At 57.2% G+C, this 17,591-nt stretch carries 13 protein-coding genes; 3 read left to right on the forward strand and 10 right to left on the reverse strand.

The window, feature by feature from the left end; translation table 11 throughout:
- Window positions 1-79: 79 nt before the first annotated feature.
- Together STHERM_RS07700 and STHERM_RS07705 are read right to left on the reverse strand one after the other, a co-directional pair.
- Window positions 80-1,318, reverse strand: a complete 1,239-nt coding sequence (locus tag STHERM_RS07700) for an IS256 family transposase (RefSeq protein ID WP_013314126.1) — start codon at window positions 1,316-1,318, stop codon at window positions 80-82.
- A 306-nt stretch (window positions 1,319-1,624) separates the two neighbouring features.
- Window positions 1,625-6,058, reverse strand: a complete 4,434-nt coding sequence (locus tag STHERM_RS07705) for an acyl-CoA dehydratase activase (RefSeq protein WP_013314330.1) — start codon at window positions 6,056-6,058, stop codon at window positions 1,625-1,627.
- Window positions 6,059-6,265: 207 nt separating this feature from the next.
- Between STHERM_RS07705 and STHERM_RS07710 the strand changes: the two genes are divergently transcribed.
- From STHERM_RS07710 to STHERM_RS07720, 3 genes are read left to right on the forward strand one after another with little or no spacing between them, the layout of a single operon-like run.
- Window positions 6,266-6,556, forward strand: coding sequence for a nucleotidyltransferase family protein (locus STHERM_RS07710; RefSeq protein ID WP_013314331.1), 291 nt, complete (start codon window positions 6,266-6,268; stop codon window positions 6,554-6,556).
- Between the two features lie 26 nt (window positions 6,557-6,582).
- The gene (locus tag STHERM_RS07715) at window positions 6,583-6,885 is read left to right on the forward strand and encodes a DUF86 domain-containing protein (RefSeq protein ID WP_237223221.1); all 303 of its coding nucleotides are present in this window, start codon (window positions 6,583-6,585) and stop codon (window positions 6,883-6,885) included.
- Between the two features lie 59 nt (window positions 6,886-6,944).
- Window positions 6,945-7,532, forward strand: a complete 588-nt coding sequence (locus STHERM_RS07720) for a MarC family protein (protein ID WP_013314333.1) — start codon at window positions 6,945-6,947, stop codon at window positions 7,530-7,532.
- A gap of 283 nt (window positions 7,533-7,815) precedes the next feature.
- Here STHERM_RS07720 and STHERM_RS07725 read toward each other — a convergent pair whose 3' ends face one another.
- From STHERM_RS07725 to STHERM_RS07760, 8 genes are all read right to left on the reverse strand, one after another.
- The gene (locus STHERM_RS07725; RefSeq protein ID WP_041623442.1) at window positions 7,816-8,157 is read right to left on the reverse strand and encodes a nucleotidyltransferase family protein; all 342 of its coding nucleotides are present in this window, start codon (window positions 8,155-8,157) and stop codon (window positions 7,816-7,818) included.
- A complete protein-coding gene (locus STHERM_RS07730) occupies window positions 8,105-8,500 on the reverse strand; it encodes a HEPN domain-containing protein (RefSeq protein WP_013314335.1) in 396 nt (131 codons plus the stop codon). The genes STHERM_RS07725 and STHERM_RS07730 overlap by 53 nt, the downstream gene beginning before the upstream one ends.
- A 373-nt stretch (window positions 8,501-8,873) precedes the next feature.
- Entirely contained in the window at window positions 8,874-9,989 is a 1,116-nt protein-coding gene (locus STHERM_RS07735) for a DUF362 domain-containing protein (protein ID WP_013314336.1), read from the reverse strand.
- A gap of 145 nt (window positions 9,990-10,134) precedes the next feature.
- The gene (locus STHERM_RS07740) at window positions 10,135-11,010 is read right to left on the reverse strand and encodes a LicD family protein (RefSeq protein ID WP_013314337.1); all 876 of its coding nucleotides are present in this window, start codon (window positions 11,008-11,010) and stop codon (window positions 10,135-10,137) included.
- 252 nt (window positions 11,011-11,262) lie between these two features.
- Entirely contained in the window at window positions 11,263-13,122 is a 1,860-nt protein-coding gene (locus tag STHERM_RS07745; RefSeq protein ID WP_013314338.1) for a 2-aminoethylphosphonate aminotransferase, read from the reverse strand.
- Entirely contained in the window at window positions 13,119-14,231 is a 1,113-nt protein-coding gene (gene aepY / locus STHERM_RS07750; RefSeq protein WP_013314339.1) for a phosphonopyruvate decarboxylase, read from the reverse strand. Before aepY ends, STHERM_RS07745 begins: the two co-directional genes overlap by 4 nt.
- The gene (gene aepX / locus STHERM_RS07755; RefSeq protein WP_013314340.1) at window positions 14,231-15,826 is read right to left on the reverse strand and encodes a phosphoenolpyruvate mutase; all 1,596 of its coding nucleotides are present in this window, start codon (window positions 15,824-15,826) and stop codon (window positions 14,231-14,233) included. Before aepX ends, aepY begins: the two co-directional genes overlap by 1 nt.
- A gap of 285 nt (window positions 15,827-16,111) precedes the next feature.
- Window positions 16,112-17,587: an oligosaccharide flippase family protein gene (locus tag STHERM_RS07760; RefSeq protein WP_041623444.1), complete on the reverse strand. Its 1,476-nt coding sequence runs from the start codon at window positions 17,585-17,587 to the stop codon at window positions 16,112-16,114.
- Window positions 17,588-17,591: the final 4 nt, after the last annotated feature.

Consider the following 17,591-nt stretch of genomic DNA (forward strand, 5'->3'; position numbering starts at 1 on the left):
CGAAGGTGCGGGATAGCCGATAGAAATCATCATACCACATCACTCGAAAAGATGCAAAGAAATCGGAGTTCGGGCACTGTCAAGGAGGAGTGTTGAAATTGAGCTGGAGCTGATAAGGGGTGCGTCTCCCACACTGCGTGTGTATCTGCATGCCCACCACGTAGAGGCCTACCGCCTCATCCGCATGGGCACGGCTCATATACCCAGGATACCGTCGAAGAAATGTCCTCATGTGCCGAAAGAGGTTCTCCACAAGGGCGTTCGTCCTCACCTTCTCCTTCCACTCATAGGGTAACTCCAGATAGGAGAAGAGCCGCTCCTTCCGCCACAGGAGTGCGGCACTCATCCGCGGCGCACGGGCTCCCCACTCCTTCCAGAACCCCTCAAGGGCCTTCTCCGCCTCCTCCTTCTCTCGTGCCGCCAAAAGCTTCCGGTAGGCATCCCGAAATGCCCGCCGCATCTCCTGTACGTGCCTCTTCTCCTTACCTCTCAGTTCATTGAGGAGCGTCCGCTCAAGGGTCCGCTCAAGGTGCCAGAGGCATACCTGCTTCTTCGCCTCAGGATACACCGTCTCCACGGCCTGCCAGATCCCCTCAGCCTCATCGGCCACCACCAGCTCCACCTCATGAAGCCCCCGCTCATAGAGCCTGGTAAGCAGTCGCTCGTAGCTCGCTCGCTCCTCCCGCTCCGCAACGACCCAGTCGAGGAGCTCATGAGACCCGTCCTCCTTCACCCCCACGGCACTCAAGACCACCAGCCCCCTCCTCCCTTTTCCCCTCAGCTTTCCCCACACCCCATCCAGCACGAGCGCCTTCACCCCACTAAGCGGCCGCCTCCGCCACCGCTCCTTCTCCTCACGAAGACGCTTTATGATCCGTAAGATCGTCTGAGGGTGGGCCTCGCCTATCCCTAACTCCCGTAACAGGATGGCATATCTCCGCGCGCTCATCCCTCCCACATACCCAAGGAGGAGCTGCTCGGTGAGGGCCACGAGCCTCTGCTCATAGGCGACCAACTTCACCTCCTTCCCCCCGCCGGTGCGGATCCGGGGCACGCGTACCTCCTCGATCGGCCCCCATGGGGTCTGCACACTCTTCCACTTCCTGTAGCCGTACCGGTAGTACGGTGGCTTCTCAGCCTCCCCTCGTGCATATCGCGGTCGCCCTACTGCCTCCTCTCTCAGTGCCTCAAGGAGGTGCTCCAGGTACGTCTTGTAGGTGTGGCGTACCTCCTCCCGGAGCTGGGCCTCTACTTGCTTCATGAGGCCAGAGAGGGTATACTGTGTCTCAGTCAGTGCGCGTGTCTTGCCGCGCTTCATGGGGTATCTCCTCCTTAATCTAATAGGTGTTTGTGGTGGGAGATACCCCTTATCTTTTTTCCCCGCGTTTTTCAACACTCGATGTTACAGGCCCGGAGTTCGAATACGCAGAAGCGATGTTACGATCCAAGAACCGGGAGTGAATTGCTCCTGATCGACCAGATGAGAGACACCGGCTTCTTCCGCATCATCCTCATTGCTTGATCAGCCCTCTGACAAGGGGGAGTCACCCACGTGCACCACCCAAGGGGGGATCAGGTATGGAGAAGCCGTCGTGCGTCCACAGATCCGAACCCTCCTGAGAATCTACTCCACCACCGGTTCCGGCGGACCGCACCTGGGACAGGGGAGCCGCTCCAGCTCCCTCGCGTTCATGATGAGCATCTGAAGGCGGTTCTCTATGTTGGCAAAGCTCACGTCAGGGTCGTAGTCGAGGGAGAGGATCTGTATGTGCGGGTAGCGCTCGCGGACGGGCTTGATCATCCCGCGGCCGGTGATGTGGTTGGGCATGCACGCAAAGGGGTTGAGGATGACGAACGAGCGCACCCCTTGCTCGGCCATCATCATGATCTCGCCGGGAAGGAGCCATCCCTCGCCGATGAGGTAGGAGAGGTCGATCAGCTCCTTCACCTTCTGCGCAATATTACGAATGGTGTAGAGGGGGTCTTTCCACGTGAACCGCTCGAGGGCCGCGTGCAGGCGACGTATAACCCGATCGAAGGCCCAGTCCTTTATCCCGGTAAAAAGCCCGAGGATGAGGGGGGAGGGATGGAGCTCCCTCCGGCTCATCTCCTCTTCCACCACGTTCTTTCGCCTGAAGAAGTCCACTATCCCGGGGATGAGCGGCTCCATGCCGTGACGCTCGAGGTACTCGGCGATGCGCCGGTTGGCCCCGGGGTGGTAATTCATGAGGATCTCGCCCACGATCCCCACCCGGGGCTTGCGGAGCGTGCGCACCACAGGAAGGTCGTTGAAGGCCTCAACCGCGGCCTCCAGGGCCCGGAAGGCTGCCCGCCACCCCCGCTCGAGGGCGCTCGCCACGCGGTCGAGCCAGGTCCAGAACAGGGAGTCGGCCATACGCGGATCGTCGAGATAGGGGCGGGTCCGCTGGAGCATGTACTCCAGGCCGTCCGAGGCGGCGATCCCCACAAGCATGTTGAGGTGGAACGCAGGGGAGAGGAGGAAGCCGGGGTGCATCCCTTTGTCGTCCTTCCCCGTAGTGACGATGGGGAGGTCGGTGTAGCCGGCATCGTCGAAGGCCTTGCGGGCAAGCATGGCGTACTGGCCTGCCCGGCAGGCGATGCAGTTGCGGGCAAAGCTCGCCACCACCTGCTCGGGCCGGTAGGGACCCCGCTCGAGGAAGGCGAGGTGTTCGCCGATGTTCACCTGGGCCGGGAAGCAGATGTCGTTGTGCACGTACTTCTTGCCGAGCTCGATGGCCCGCTCGTCGGCCACGGGGAGGGGCTCTGCCTTGTAGCCGAGCATCCGGAGGATGCGGGCGCTCATGTAGGTGAAGCTCTCGGAGAGGTTGGGGATGAGCACCACCCGCTCCCTGTCCCTGCGGGTGTAGGGCCGCGGGAAGGGTCTGCCCAGCGGCCGGCTGACCCTCCCCATGCCCCGCGTCCGGCGCTGCCGCACGCTCTCCACGAACGACTTCACCCTGATGGAGAGCGGGCCGGGGTTGTCGCCCTCGTCGAGTTTGACGATGAGCATCTCCTTGTCCGAGGTTTCGTGGAGGATACGCTGCATCTCATCGCTTATGATGGCGTCGTGCCCGCAGCCGAAGCTCACGATCTGTACGAGCTCGATCTGGGGGTGCTTTCCCGCCCAGAGCGCGCTCGCGAGCATGCGTGTGTGGAACGGGTTGTAGCTGTCCATCCGCGCCCGCTCCACCTCCTGCTCCTCCAGCTCCTCCACCGCATCCGGCGTGAGCACCGGCACCCCCTCCCGTACGAACAGCCTACCAAGCCCGTGGTTCACCAGGCCGTCCGCGTGGTAGGGCCGCGACGCCACCAGCACCGCCCACCGCCGCTCGTCCTCCCTAAGCCACGCGAGCACCCGCCTCCCCTCCTCCCGCATCCGCGCCCTGAACGCCCCCAACATCTCCTCGCCCCTCCGCACCGCCTCCCGCGCCGCCGCCTCGTCCACCCCCCACTCCTCCACCAGGAACCGCACCGTTTGCCGGGCCCGGAGCCGCTCGTTGAAGAAGTGGAACGCCGGGTGATCGAAGGCCACCCCGTACCGCCGCCCCGTATCCTCGTGCTTCGCCACCACCATGGGGTAGCCCTGCACCACGGGACACACCTCCGAACCCTGTGCCCGGCGGTTCTCCTTCGGGACCCGTATCATCATGGGCATGAAGATGCGCTCAGCCCCCTGCGCCACCAGATCCAGCACGTGCCCGTGCGCCAGCTTGGCCGGGAAGCACACCGTATCCGACGGCACCCCCGCAAGCCCGCGCTCGAACAGGGCGTAGGAGCTCGGCCGCGAGACCACCACCCTGAACCCCAGCGCCCCGAACACCCCCACCCAGTACGGCAGGCTGTTCCAGAACTCCAGGACCCGCGGGATCCCCACCACCATCGCCCGCCCCCTCACCCCCACCCCCGGCGCAGACCCGTCCCACACCACCGGCCCCTCGTACGGCCGGGCCAGGAGCGCGGCGTGCAGCTCCAGCGTGTTCGGCACCCCCCGCTCCCTGCGGGAGGCCTCCCGCACCCTGCTCCGCACCACCGGATCCTCCGGGTCGCCCAGCACCGCACCCCGCTCGCACCGGTTGCCGGTCACGAAGTACTCCCCGTTCGAGAACCGCACCACCGTCCGCCTGCAGCTGTTGGCGCAGAACGGACACACGAGCCCCGGCTCCTTCTCGAACGAGAACTCCTCCAGCCGGTCCAGATCCCAGAACCCGCTCACAAAGCTCCCCTCCTCCCGCTCCCGCCGCTCCACGTACTCCTTGACAAGCAGGGCAATCCCCCACGCCCCCATCTCCCCCGCGAGCGCCGGCCTGCGGGGGATCTTCCCGGTGTAGAGCTCGAAGGCCCGCAGCACCGCATCGTTCTTGAACGTCCCCCCCTGCACGAGCACGTGATCCCCGAGCAGGTCGAAGTTGCGCACCCGCACCACCTTGGTGAACACGTTTTCGATGATCGACATGCATAGCCCTGCGAGGATATCGTCCACTCCCTTGCCGTTCTTCTGCTCGGTGATGATGGAGCTATTCATGAACACCGTGCACCGCGAGCCGAGCCGAGACGGCCTGCGCGCCCTGAAAGCCAGAGGCGCGATCATGTCGAGGGGGATCCCCAGCGACCGGGCATACGTCTCGAGGAACGAGCCGCACCCCGCCGAGCAGGCCTCGTTCAGGGTGATGGCCGAGATGACCCCATCGTGGAGCCAGATGGCCTTCATGTCCTGCCCGCCTATGTCGAGGATGAACGAGACCTCGGGATCCACCTCGCGGGCCGCCCGCGCGTGCGCCACGGTCTCCACGGTGTGGTAGTCGGCGCCGAAGGCCTTTGCAAAGAGCAACTCGCCGTACCCGGTGGTCCCCGCCCCCTTCACCCTGAGGTTCACCCCCTCCTTCCGGTAGGTCTCGCGCATGCGGATGAGGGCATCGCGAAGGATGAGGAGCGGATCCCCACGGTTAGGGGCATAGAACAGGTTCACCACCCTCCCCTCGGTGTCGAGGAGCACGAACTTGGTGGTGGTGGACCCCGCATCGATCCCCAGGTACACCTCGAGCTCGGTGCCAGGCGCGACCACAGGAGGCCGGAACTCCTCCCGTCTGTGGCGGGCGAAGAAGGCCTCCTCCTCTTCGGGCGAGGCGAAGAAGACCCTCCCCTCACCTGCAGAGGCCCCACCTTCCGCCACCCGCTCCGCGAGCCGCTCGAGCGACCTGCCGCGCTCGTACCGACTCTCCTCCTCGCCGAAGAGCGCCACCCCTGCGAGCGCAGCCCCCATGGCCACGAAGACCTCAGGCCGGGAGGGCACCACCACCTCATCGGACCCCAGCCCCAGCCGCTCCGCGAAGACTCGCACGAGCGTGGGATTGAAGGTGCACGGTCCCCCCTCGAAGATGACCGGCCCGCGTATCTCCATCCCCTGGGCCAACCCCCCTATGGTCTGCTTGGCGATCGCATGGAAGGTGGAGAAGGCGATGTCCTCACGGGAGACCCCCTGGTTGAGAAGGGGCTGGATGTCGGTCTTGGCAAACACCCCACACCTGCCCGAGATATCGTAGACCGTGCGGCCCGCCGCTGCATAGCGCTCGAACTCCTCTATGGAGATCCCGAGGAGCTCGGCCACCTGGTCGATGAAGGCACCCGTGCCCCCCGCACAGCTCCCGTTCATCCGCATGTCCGAGGCCACGAGCTGACCCGTGCGCTCGTCCCGGGTGAAGAAGATCACCTTGGCGTCCTGCCCCCCCAGCTCTATCGCCACCCGCACGTGGGAGTACCAGATACGCACCGCCACCGCGTTGGCCACCACCTCCTGCACGAAGAAGGCCCCCAACGCCCGGGCGATCCCCTCCCCTCCCGATCCGCACACGCTCACCCTCAAGGACACGCCGGGAAACCGCGCCTCCACCTCTTCGAGCAGCTCGAGACTGCACCTCCCCTGCTCTGCCTGGTGCCGCCTGTAGCGGGCGTGCAGCACCTCGTGCGAATCGGGATCGAGCACCACGGCCTTCACCGTGGTCGACCCCACATCCAGCCCCACCAGCAGCTCGCGATCCATAGAAACACCCCTTTCCTTCATCCTATACAAAAGGCACGAAAGAGGGAAGAGCGTAGCAGAGCCCTCCTGAGATGACATGTTGACGAGACGGCCTTCTTCCCCGCTATTGCCGGAACCCACCGGATACACTCCTCGATGTTCAGATTGACAGAGCCGCCCGGATCACAGAGAATGTAGTTAGAGAAGACTAGAGAAGGGCTGGAACACATGAGACCTCGAGAGATCCTTCATGCGAAAAAATCACTTATCCTTCGGATCTGTGAATCCTACGGGGTTTCCAACGTCCGGGTATTCGGCTCAGTCGCCCGCGGGGAGGCCACTGAGGCCAGCGATATCGATCTCCTTGTGGAATTCACACAGCCCGTCTCGCTCCTCGATCACGCCCAACTTGTGCGGGACCTGGAAAGGATCACAGGATGCAAGGTCGATGTGGTAAGCGATAAGGGGATAAAACCTCGCATCCGCGAAAGGATTCTCAAAGAGGCCAGACCCTTATGAGGGACTCCCGAGAGTACCTTCGTGATATGTTGGATGCCATATCCAAGATAGAGCGACATAGGGGAAAAGGATATGAGGCATTTAAAGAAAACGAGCTCATTCAGGTATGGATGCTCTATCACCTGCAAATCATTGGAGAGGCCGCTGCACGGGTGGACAAAGACCTCCGGGCACGCACCCCTTTTATCCCATGGGAGAAGATAGTGGGCATGAGGAACCTCCTCGTACACGAATATTTTGGAATAGATCTCGACGAAGTATGGTACACGGTGGAGCATGATATCCCCTCGTTGAAGGCATCCCTCGAGAGACTTCTGGACGAACGGTAAGACAGAGAGTCTCCCCATCTCCACTCGCCGGATCGTTCACCAGACCGTAAGGAGGCAGCATGAACCTGTGGGCCACCATGATCACCCTTCTTCTCATCATGGATCCGTTCGGCAACATCCCTGCCTTTCTCGCCGTGCTCAAAAACTACACATCCGAACAGCGGAGACGCATCATCATCCGAGAAATGTTCATCGCCCTGGCGGTGCTCCTCATCTTCCTCCTCTCGGGCAACCTCATCCTCGACGCCATGCAGATAAAAAAGCCCGCCCTCGGGATCGCAGGCGGGGTGGTGCTCTTCTTCATCGCCATCCGCATGATCTTCCCCGGCACCGGCTCCTATACCGAGGAGGAGTCGGAACCGCTCATCGTGCCCCTCGCCGTGCCCTTCATCGCAGGACCGTCGGCCATCGCCATGATCACCCTGCTCTCCACCCGCTACCCGGCCCACAGGCTCGAGCTCGGCCTGGCCCTCGGGGGAGCGTGGCTGGTGAGCGTGCTCGTGCTCCTCGGCTCGGAGCTCTTCCAGCGCCTCCTGGGAAAGAACGGACTGGAGGCCGTCGAGCGCCTCATGGGCATGCTCCTCACCGCCATGGCGGCCCAGATGCTCCTCGACGGGATCCGCGACTACCTCGCCCTCGCGGGATAGGGGGCGGCTACCCGGCTTCATCCAGGAGCCGCACCGCCTCCTCCACAAGGGAGGCAAGACGCCCTCACGAATACTCCAACAAAGGTCGCACGTTCCAAGGGCTTCACACCATACTCATTCACATGGGGGAAAGGTCGCCCCCCGTTCATCCACTCCTTACGTGGAGAGTTCCCGGGTAAGAACGTGTAAAGAAGAAAAGTGATTACCCCTCTCGAGGGAGCCCTCCAGTAACCAGTAAGGAGGAGTACACAAGGATCACCTATGCGCTTATTCATCTCATATGCTACACCACCCTCACTCCTCCCTCTATCATTCTCTCCACCACGTCGTTCACCTGCTCGTATTCGCTTCGTGCATAGACGTGGGGTTCCAGGCCTCTGAGGGGGATACTCCTCTTCACCAGTGTGTACGCATCTTGCCGAGGGGGGTCTTGGTAGACCACGAGAAGATCGATATCGCTGAAAGCAGTATTCGTCCCCTTTGCGTAGGACCCAAAGAGCACTACGGATAGCACCGGCAGCGCCTCTCTCAATAGAGGGAGGGATGCTCGTATGTGGTGGAGCACCTCCTCTCTACTGTACCGAGGATAAAAGACCTTTACAGTACTCGAAGATTTCCTGGGCATAGGTGATCATCCTTTCGGCTTCCAGCCTCGAGTATCGGGTCCTGGGAGAACCAGAGGGGAGGGCATCGGGATACCGTGTGGGGATGTAGGCCTTGTCGAGCTCGAGTGCCATCTCGATGAGCCTCTCAGGCACTTCATAGGAGCCACTCAGTTCCTCCAATAAATCGAACACCGAATGGCCCCACGCTTCGGCTCCTATCTTCTGAAACACTGCCTTCACGGCCTTCTCAGCAGCCTGCTGAGAGGAAAAACAGGCCCAGTTGTAGAACCCTTTCTCCAGATCATGACGCGCGTGTTCGAGATCTCCTTCTGCTGCGTCAATCCAGTCTTGGCTCCGTTCCACAGCCTGCACGCTCCTTTGACATTACTTTACATCATTTTCCCTTGAGATGCAAAGCCTTCATCCCTCTCGGGCACCCTCAAGGTGGGGCGTTGAAAGTGAACTAGAGCTCGGAGGGGCAGGTCTCCCATCCCTGTGGGTGTATGGGTACGCCCACCACAATGAGGCCTCCCGACTCATCCACATGGGCACCTCTCGATGCTCAGGATACCGATGAAGAAACGCCCTCAAGTGACGAAAGAGGTTCTCCACAAAGGTATCTGTTCCTTACCTCTTCCACTCATAGGGTAGCTCCGGATGTAGAAGAAGCGTCACTCCTTCCGCCACAGAAGCGCGGCGGGCATCCGAGGCGCAGGGGGCGTGTGCCCCGCGGGGCTCACCTTCCCGAGAAGGCGCGGTAGAGCCTGAGGAGGAGCGGCTCCTTGAGCTCGATGGCCTCGTGGGGACAGTTCTCGTGACAGCAGTAGCAGTAGATGCACCGGCTGTAGTCCCACACCGGCAGGCCGTCCATGGTGATGCACGAGACAGGGCAGACGCGAGCGCAGTAGCCGCACCGCCTGCACCGGTCTTCGATCACCCGGGGGCGGGAGCGCACCCAGCGGCTCGCGGCCATGCCGAGCCAGCCGGCAGGGCTGGAGCCGGGGAAGCGCATGGGGGCCTCGAGCAGGGGCGCGGCCTCTTCAGGGGCCTCGCCGGGGAGGGGGCCCACCAGACCCCGCTCCTGCGCGAACCGCAGGTGGAGGACCGACGAGGGGTCGAGGCCCACCGCCCTGCAGCAGGCGAGGTCGAGGGCGGGGGCGTCGGGGGAGAAGGCGAGAAAGGCGGTGCGGCGCGGGGTGCCGGTGGGGCCGGGGCCGGAGCCCTCCAGGGAGACCACCGCGTCCATGAGGGAGAAGAGGAGTTTGGGGGCGAGCGCGCTGTACAGGTCGAGGAGGAGGTGGGCGAAGGCGGAGGGGGTGGGGGCCTGGGCGTGGTACTGCTGCTTGATCCCGCCCGGCACACAGCCGTAGAGGTTTTTCACCGCACCGGTGTACCGCGTGAGCTGGTGGGCCTTGAGCTTGGGGAGGTTCACCACCCAGTCCACCTCCTCGATGAGCCCCGACACACGCACCCTCTCGAGCACCCTCCCCTGTGGCACCGGAAGATCCACCGCAGGCACATCCTCCAGGGGAAGCACCTTCACCGGATACCGGTGTGCGAGCTCACTCATCCCCGCCGCCTCGAGCGCCCGCGCCGTCCCCCTGTGGACCGGCATACCGCTCGAATCCCCCACCCACACCCGGCACCCCATATCGAGAAGCACCCGCACCACCGCCTCCACCACCGCGGGGTTGGTGGTCACATGCCTCTCAGGAGGATACGCCCCCAGCACATTCGGCTTGAGCAACACCCGCTCCCCTCCCCTCACCCACCCCCCTACCCACCCCCGCACCACCCCCTCGATCGCCTCTATATCATAGTCGGTGACACGGACAACCACTACATCACTCATACGATCCTCTCTTAGAGGGTCCCCTTTCACCATTTTTTATAGTGTATAAGGGAAAATCCAACAAATCTCCATCCGCAGACAGCCCGCTTCGTATTGGAACCCCATGGAAAGTTGATCGGGAAAATCCCATACTCCTCGCAGGGGATCACAATTGGAGCTCAAGAATCTTATGGGCGGGCTTCCGCTTTTCCTTAGGAGGCAGCTTCCAATAATTTCCGTACATTTTCTCTAGATACAGATCCCACTCTTTTATCGCAAAGAATTTGCCGTCTTCAAACGAGATCTCTTCTACCTCGAAAAAGATGCGCATAGGAAAGGGGGGCCTCCTGAAGAGCGGAATCTCAGCGTAGTCCGCATAGGTATACCCCTCTCGTCCTCCCGAATTATGACGTATCCGGACGTAGGTGTCCATCTTATTGATTCTGTACAAACCCAGGAGCCGAGCCAAAGGAAACAAAAGGAGCCTGAACATCCTTGCATATCTTCGAGAAGGAGCACAACAACTTTCCAGCGTATAAGACCGCCTCAATGCATGCAATATTCGCTTGGCGATATTATCCATCACCATGACACTGAAACGGGAAGCCGCTCTATCGACTGGGAAGATATCGATATAGACACCTTTCGTGATGGGCAACTCACTCATTCCAAGCTCTACAAGAAAGGTGGTACTATCTACAAGCTTTGTGAAATATCCCACCGAGTAGGGCTCAGTACGATAGTTCTGGATTACCACGTGCGGAGACAGATGGGCGGGAGCTTCCCTCAGAAATCGCTCGTATTCCTCTCTCACCATCATCACATCGATATCGTCGTCCCACGGTATGTATCCTCTATGGCGAACGGCTCCGAGAAGGGTTCCGGAACTCAAACTGTAAGGGATACCCAGGATCCTGCATACCCTATCGAATTCTTTGAGCAGTTCGAGCTGTTTCCTCTTGAGGGTGGAAAGCACCTCCTCTGTGGGCTCCTTCACCTTCCGGAAGGAAACCAGCGCTCTCGGCAACCTTACTCTAATCAAAATGGAGCCTCCCGACGCTCAGCGCACTACGGACTCTATCCGAATCTCAACACCTTAACATTATTCTAACAAAAAAGAAAGTCTCATTCTTCCCAATACCACATGAACACCGATCCGAACCAAAGAAATTCGAGAAGGAAATCCACAACCGGGGCCTCAAAGCCCCTCATCAGTTATTCATGTCACTCCCGAATGCTGCTCCATCGGATTGAAGAGAGGCTACAGAAAGCATCCGTCATCCGCCGGTCAAGATCATTCACATTTCAGATTCTCCTCGGACTCATCGAGTGAGAGGAGGTACTCACCGAGGATCTCTACGAATCGTTGCATCTCCTCAGGTTGTATATCTCCAATATTCGCAATACGGAACGTTTGTGCATTACTCAATTTCCCCGGGTATATCGTGAATCCTCTCTTGCGCGCATATGCATGAAGATCTTCAAAGCTATATCCTGGGCGAGATGGTTCCACGATCGCTGTGATCAAATGGGACTGATACTCCCGCGGAACCAAGGCTTCCAACCCCAGTCGTGCAATCCCATCCATCAGAATTTCCCAACATGCCGTGTACCGTGCATAACGCGCCTCCACGGTCTCAACTTTCGTCTCCAAGATGGCCTGACGTAATGCATAAAGCGTCTGTACTGGGGGGGTAAACCGGGTCTGTTTTGTTTTCTCAAAGAAAACATGTTGGTCATAGAGATTAAGATAATAACTTCTCATTGGGATACTTCTGGTCGCTTCCAGACTCTCGCGATTGCATATTACGAACGCCACTCCGGCCATACCTTGGAGATTCTTATTCGAACTGGCAGCCATGAAATGGACATTGAGTTTCTCCAGGTCCATAGGTATTCCCGCATACGCACTCACCGCGTCCACAAGGGTGACAATACCTAGACGCTTGCATATTTCTCCGATTGAAGGCAGATCGGTCAACAGCCCGGTAGTCGTTTCGTGATACACCACTGCGAGATGGGTGAATTTTCCCTTCTTCAGGGTATGTTCCATAACGTCCAAATCCACGGGTCCGGTAGGAGAACTTTCGAAGACTTCGTAGTTCAATTTATAGACCGATGCCATACGAGCCATTCGCTCCCCATAAACTCCGTTGTCGATCACCAGGAGTCGTCCATCCTCAGGTACCACAGAACAGATCATGGCTTCATCCGCCGCAGTTCCCGACCCCCCGAACAAGACCGTGGTATAGTGCGACCAGTCTGCAACGAAAGAAGTCAAATCTCTACGAATCTGATCCATCAGATCACCGAATTCTTTTTCTCTAGGACAAATGTCAGGGACCACCTGGGCGTATTTCACAGAATCCGTAGTCGTTGCAGGCCCAGGATTGAGCAATACCTCGCGGCGGACCTTCCGAAGCTCTTCAGCTTCTTGTATAGCAGGCCAGATATCCTTTACGGCCATCGAGAGGTGTTGTTCGTTATCGATCTCCCTCCACAAATAGTGTTCGATTTTACGCACTCCGATCGGGACGCCATTGGTCGAAACAGCAACGAGAGCCCTCTCATAGTCCAGCAAGGGCTGATCGGCGAACACACCCTCGGCATATTCACACATCTTTGCGAGCGCATGGGGAGAGAGTTTTGTTATTCCCACGAGTTCTCCATATACTGAAGACACGTCTGCAAGATCCTTTGACAGATTTCTGAGACATCCTCGTTCATCGACTTCAACGTACACCTCGTCTCCAGAATTGGTCTTTCCGCTGACAAGAACCACGTTTTCTCTGGGATCATTCGCCAAGACGAACAGTCCTGCGGGATCGTACACGAGATCCGATTCGAGGAGGAAAAAATCCGAGGAAACCAGCTCCCTCAACTCGTACAGAGTCCTCATGCTACCGGTTGTAGCATAGTGAGGATTCCTCAATGTCTCTATCACCGGATACTTCCGGGCCAAAGCTTCGTAATATTCCGCGCAGTACCCTGTACCGATGATGATGCGCTCTACACCGGCTTCTATAAGATTTCTCACCGAATGCTCTACAATAGGCATCCCCCCCACTACCAAAAATCCCTTCGGCATCGACGCAGTTCTTTCCTTCAAGCGGGATCCCAATCCCGCCCCGAGAATAACCGCCTCTCGTATCATATGCTCTCTCTCTTTTCAATAAAGTGAGCGATCCTCTTCGCTACCTCGAAAGGTTTTACCTTCGGCCGCCCCAGATCCGGCAGAGTCCCCTGCCTTATTCTCACGTGAACGAAGGCAAGCCCTCCCTGACTTTCCCACTCATTCACCACACGCTTAAGTTCTTCAGGGGTCTGTACTGCATAGACCTCCGGATATCCGAATCCCCTTGCGAGATTCTCCCAATCAACAGTTGGAGACACTGTAGATTGTCCCCCGGTGGATTCATGGGCTTCGTTGTTGAAAAGTATATGCAACAACTTCTGCGGTCGATATGCTGCGACCACAGCCATAGCTCCCGTCCTCATCAAAAGAGAACCATCTCCATCCAGAGCTATTATCCCATGAGAGGGACGCACAAGGTTGAGACCAAGAGCAAATGAAGAAAGGCACCCTAACGACCCTACCATATAAAAATTACGTTCCTCATCGCCCAAGGTATAGAGCTCTCTACTCGTAAATCCTGTAGTAGCAAGTAGAAGAGTGTCTTCAGAGCGGGCCTCCCTGACGGCCTGTAGCATGCTCACCCGATCAGGCAAAGAAGAATCCTGAGCTTTTTGTCTTTCTGATTTAAGGGGCACGGGGGAAAAAGTGCCCTTCTTCACGATAAAGAAAAAAGACTCCCCCCGCGAAAGGCATTCCTCCGCTCTGTCGAGCTGCGAAACGGCCTCATCAACAGCATCAGAGAGATACTCCCAGGGGATTTTCATCGTGGAGAGCATCTCATCTGTGATCGTACCCATGAGCTCATGCTGAGGTTCGTCCCCCAATCCGGGCTCTCCTCTAAGGCTCACAAATCCCAACACAGGAATCCGGAAAATGGAGGTGAGAGACGTAAGAGGAGAAACCGCGTTCCCTAACCCCGAGTTCTGCATGAGTACTACAGCCTTACGCCCTCCCAGTCGAGCGCCTGCGCAGATCGCTACGGCATCCCCCTCGTTGGCTGCCATCACATACTCGCACTCATTGATGGCATAATTAATAAGAGATTTTAGAAACGAGCACGGTACACCGGAGTAGAAATCGAACCCCCTTCTCTGGAGTTCCTTCCCAAAGACTTCTGTGTCTAACATCACAACTCTCCTGCTCTCTGAAGATCAACCAGCATGTTCACATCCACCCATGAGCCAAGGATATATTTCACCCCCACTCTCACACGGGAGGCCAGACGGGTAAACATTTCGTCGATCCGCACACATTCGATAATTCCTTCATCTGCGAGTTCCTGCAGAAGGGCGGTAAGGGCCTCGGCCCCTTCCTTTGTGACTTTGAAAAGGCCTATAAATTCCCCATGTGCTTCATCAGGGGAGAGGGTATGACTCATGGTCCTCAATGCCACAGGGGTATTGAACAACGTTCGGGAATATGCCCGATCACATACCACGTAATCCCGCCATGAATCATCCTTTTGAATCTCCGCATCCACGATGATTGTCACAGGAGCATCATCGTTCAGCAATTCATTGAGGATCCAGCTTTTGAATACGATATCCCCGAAGGATATGACCGTGTTTTCTTTGATTCTATCCCTCGCAAGATAGAGAGAGTACACTTCAGAAGTCTCCGCATAACGATCATTATCTACTGTTGTTGTATTGGGCATCTGTATCTTCTCTTTCGCAAAACCGCGCACCACTGTGATATCTTTGACACCTACTCTATTGAGCTTCTCTACAATAAGCCCCAAGATAGGCTTACCGTGCACCTTCAACATCGCCTTGGGAGTTGTTGAGGTGAGATCCCCCAATTTCTCCCCTTGGGCCGCAGCAAGGATCACAGCATTCACCTTTTTCCCTGCTGTGGGAAGGTACTTCTCCTCCGCAGCTTCAAGCTCAGACGCTCCCTGGAGCCTGAACACCTCCGAGAGTGGGGCTATCTGATCTTCCACCACCATGAGTGTCTCGCTCTTGAAAATGGCGGCACTCACATGCTGCATAGCAGAAATAGCAGCCCGTAAGTTATGGTTCGCCCAGATTACCAGCCTCACCCCTGCGGATCGAAACACATCGGTAGGAGTCGAATAATACTTGGTAGGCACGATCACCACAGGCAAACGATTCCCCCACTCCCGCATGAAGGCTTCAATTTCTCTAAAATCAGAACGTTTGGAGTGTATGAGAACAGCATCTGCTCCTGCTTGGCGATACGCTTCGGCCCTCCGCAAGGCTTCTTCAAGCCCCCACCCGGCGATAAAGGCCTCCACCCTCGCGACCACCACGAAATCAGGATCTTCCTGGATATCCTTCATGGCCTTTATCTTGCCACAAAACTCCTCAGTATTAGCCAGCGGTTGGGTCTCTCCGGATATGAAAGAGTTGGTCTTGGGGAACAACTTGTCTTCGATACAAACACCCGCAACTCCGCGTTGCTCCAATTTCCTTACAAGCCGCCTCGCGTTGTTGAAATTTCCATACCCTGTATCGCCATCCAGCAGGATCGGTATGTTCGTAGCATCACTCATGAACTCCACCACCTCCAGGACCTGGGTCCATGATGCCTCATTGTTGTCCCTGACCCCTAGGGAGGCCGAGATAGTAAGACCGGAAGCCCAGATCCCTTTGAACCCCGCTTCCTCTACGATTTTCGCCGAGATTCCATTATGTGCTTCCATGAGGAATTCAACGTCATCAGAGAGTAAAAGTCGTTTCAGTTGAGTGGTCTTTTTCATTGTAAGTACTCACCTTGGAATAGGACTCCCAACAGGTTCATCAGAGATGTAAGCATAATCATATCTCACATGCTCCATAGATATCAAGAGATGCAAAACTCGTACTCCACGACCACACAAGCCCATCAGGATCCCAGATATCAGTCTCCGCCCCCTGCCCGCTGATTCGATCAAAGAGAGGGGATAGAGAGGCGCTTCTTCTCCTCAGGTTGACTTCCGATAGTGACGGGGACGAGGACGCATAGATCATAGATATACAGACACCATATCATCAGAACTACAACCTCACCTCGAATCCAAGTCCTTCCTCATCATTCGGGATCGGAGTATTCCAATTCCAAAGGAGAAACCCTTTCTTATTTCATGCACATATAGCACACCTAGCACCCCGATCCCGACCCCTGCGGCAGCCATCCCCCACAGGGAAGGGAGAAAAGTATTCACAAATGCTACACTCATAAGGAGAATAACTCCGACAGTGATTCTAACCATCCCGTAGTCCACAGGGAACAATCGTCGGGAGACAATCGTCCTCATATAGAAAAATACGATATAAGAACCCCCCGTAGCGATGGCTGCCCCCTTGGCTCCGAAACGAGGTACAAGAAGATAATTACCCACCAAGTTCACCACCACAGAAATACCCGAGACGACGATGTGCCAATGGGTCTGCTTCTTGAAGTTTATTCCCACCATTGTCACTTCAGAAAGCGTGTACATTGTGGGAACGAAAACCAAAAAGGGCATGACGCTCGCCGCTCCTCTATACTCTCCCGCGAGCAGGAGTACCACGAGGTCCTTTGCCAGAATCACTCCCATGGCCAAGAGGAAAAGGAGACCAGTCATTATGCGCGCAACCTTCCCAAAAAATCTTGCATCCCCGTCATCTTCGTACTTCTGGTACGCAACAGGGACCCAGAACATACTAAAACTCGTCCGCAATAGAAGAAGGGCTGAGAGCAATTTATTCGCTGCCGTATAAAGTCCAATTTCGGAAAAGGAAGAGAAGCTCCGGAGCGCGATCTTATCCATGGAATTAAGCACCCAGGTGAGAAGTTCGGCCGGTACAAGCGGGAGCCCGTAGAGGAATCCCTCTTTCATGAGAGAAGCGTTCAAAGTCACTCGTTTCCTGAAAAAACCGATCCATAACGTCCGTTCCACCAGGAGACTCGCCGCCAGAAAAGTGAGGGAGAGCCCCCCCAGACGTCCCCAGAGCATTGCATTGAAATCTTTTCTCACCAGGAGACTATAGCCGATGATGAAACCCGCATTGGCCAGGGAATTCAGCAACGTGAGAAGCGAGAACAATACTCCTTTCTGTTGCATTCTTACTATCAGAAGGGCAAACCTCTGCAAGACTCCCACCAGAAGCAGAAGTCCCAAGAACAACATCATACTCCCGGCATTATCCGAAGTCCCAGTCAATAAGAAAGAGATTTCCTCTTTGAAGAGTCCTAGAAACAAAGAAAAGAGAAACACCGTCGTAAGAGGTGTAACGAGAAAGGTAAGGAGAAGGGAGGAAGCCCGCTCCCTTGAATCATTGTACTGATGGAAATACCGTACATACGCGCCATCGAAACCGAGCAGGACCATGGTAATGAGCAATCCATATGCGGTAAGGAAAAGAGAGCCTCTCCCGAACTCCTCAGGCGAAAGCAACCACGTGATGAGAGGCGTAGTGACAAACGCGACAAGAGCACTGAGCCATGGTCCGATCGAGAAAGAAAGAAAGCCCTTCACTAAGGATCTTCTTGATGACATATAC

Origin of the sequence: Spirochaeta thermophila DSM 6192, assembly GCF_000147075.1 — a bacterium.
Taxonomy (GTDB): Bacteria; Spirochaetota; Spirochaetia; order Winmispirales; family Winmispiraceae; genus Winmispira; species Winmispira thermophila_A.

What these genes read in the sequence shown, in the direction of transcription:
- STHERM_RS07700 (WP_013314126.1), bottom strand. Translation starts at nt 1,318, where the DNA reads ATGAAGCGCGGCAAGACACGCGCACTGACTGAGACACAGTATACCCTC.
- STHERM_RS07705 (WP_013314330.1), bottom strand. Translation starts at nt 6,058, where the DNA reads ATGGATCGCGAGCTGCTGGTGGGGCTGGATGTGGGGTCGACCACGGTG.
- STHERM_RS07710 (WP_013314331.1), top strand. Translation starts at nt 6,266, where the DNA reads ATGAGACCTCGAGAGATCCTTCATGCGAAAAAATCACTTATCCTTCGG.
- STHERM_RS07715 (WP_237223221.1), top strand. Translation starts at nt 6,583, where the DNA reads ATGTTGGATGCCATATCCAAGATAGAGCGACATAGGGGAAAAGGATAT.
- STHERM_RS07720 (WP_013314333.1), top strand. Translation starts at nt 6,945, where the DNA reads ATGAACCTGTGGGCCACCATGATCACCCTTCTTCTCATCATGGATCCG.
- STHERM_RS07725 (WP_041623442.1), bottom strand. Translation starts at nt 8,157, where the DNA reads ATGCCCAGGAAATCTTCGAGTACTGTAAAGGTCTTTTATCCTCGGTAC.
- STHERM_RS07735 (WP_013314336.1), bottom strand. Translation starts at nt 9,989, where the DNA reads ATGAGTGATGTAGTGGTTGTCCGTGTCACCGACTATGATATAGAGGCG.
- STHERM_RS07745 (WP_013314338.1), bottom strand. Translation starts at nt 13,122, where the DNA reads ATGATACGAGAGGCGGTTATTCTCGGGGCGGGATTGGGATCCCGCTTG.
- aepY (WP_013314339.1), bottom strand. Translation starts at nt 14,231, where the DNA reads ATGTTAGACACAGAAGTCTTTGGGAAGGAACTCCAGAGAAGGGGGTTC.
- aepX (WP_013314340.1), bottom strand. Translation starts at nt 15,826, where the DNA reads ATGAAAAAGACCACTCAACTGAAACGACTTTTACTCTCTGATGACGTT.
- STHERM_RS07760 (WP_041623444.1), bottom strand. Translation starts at nt 17,587, where the DNA reads ATGTCATCAAGAAGATCCTTAGTGAAGGGCTTTCTTTCTTTCTCGATC.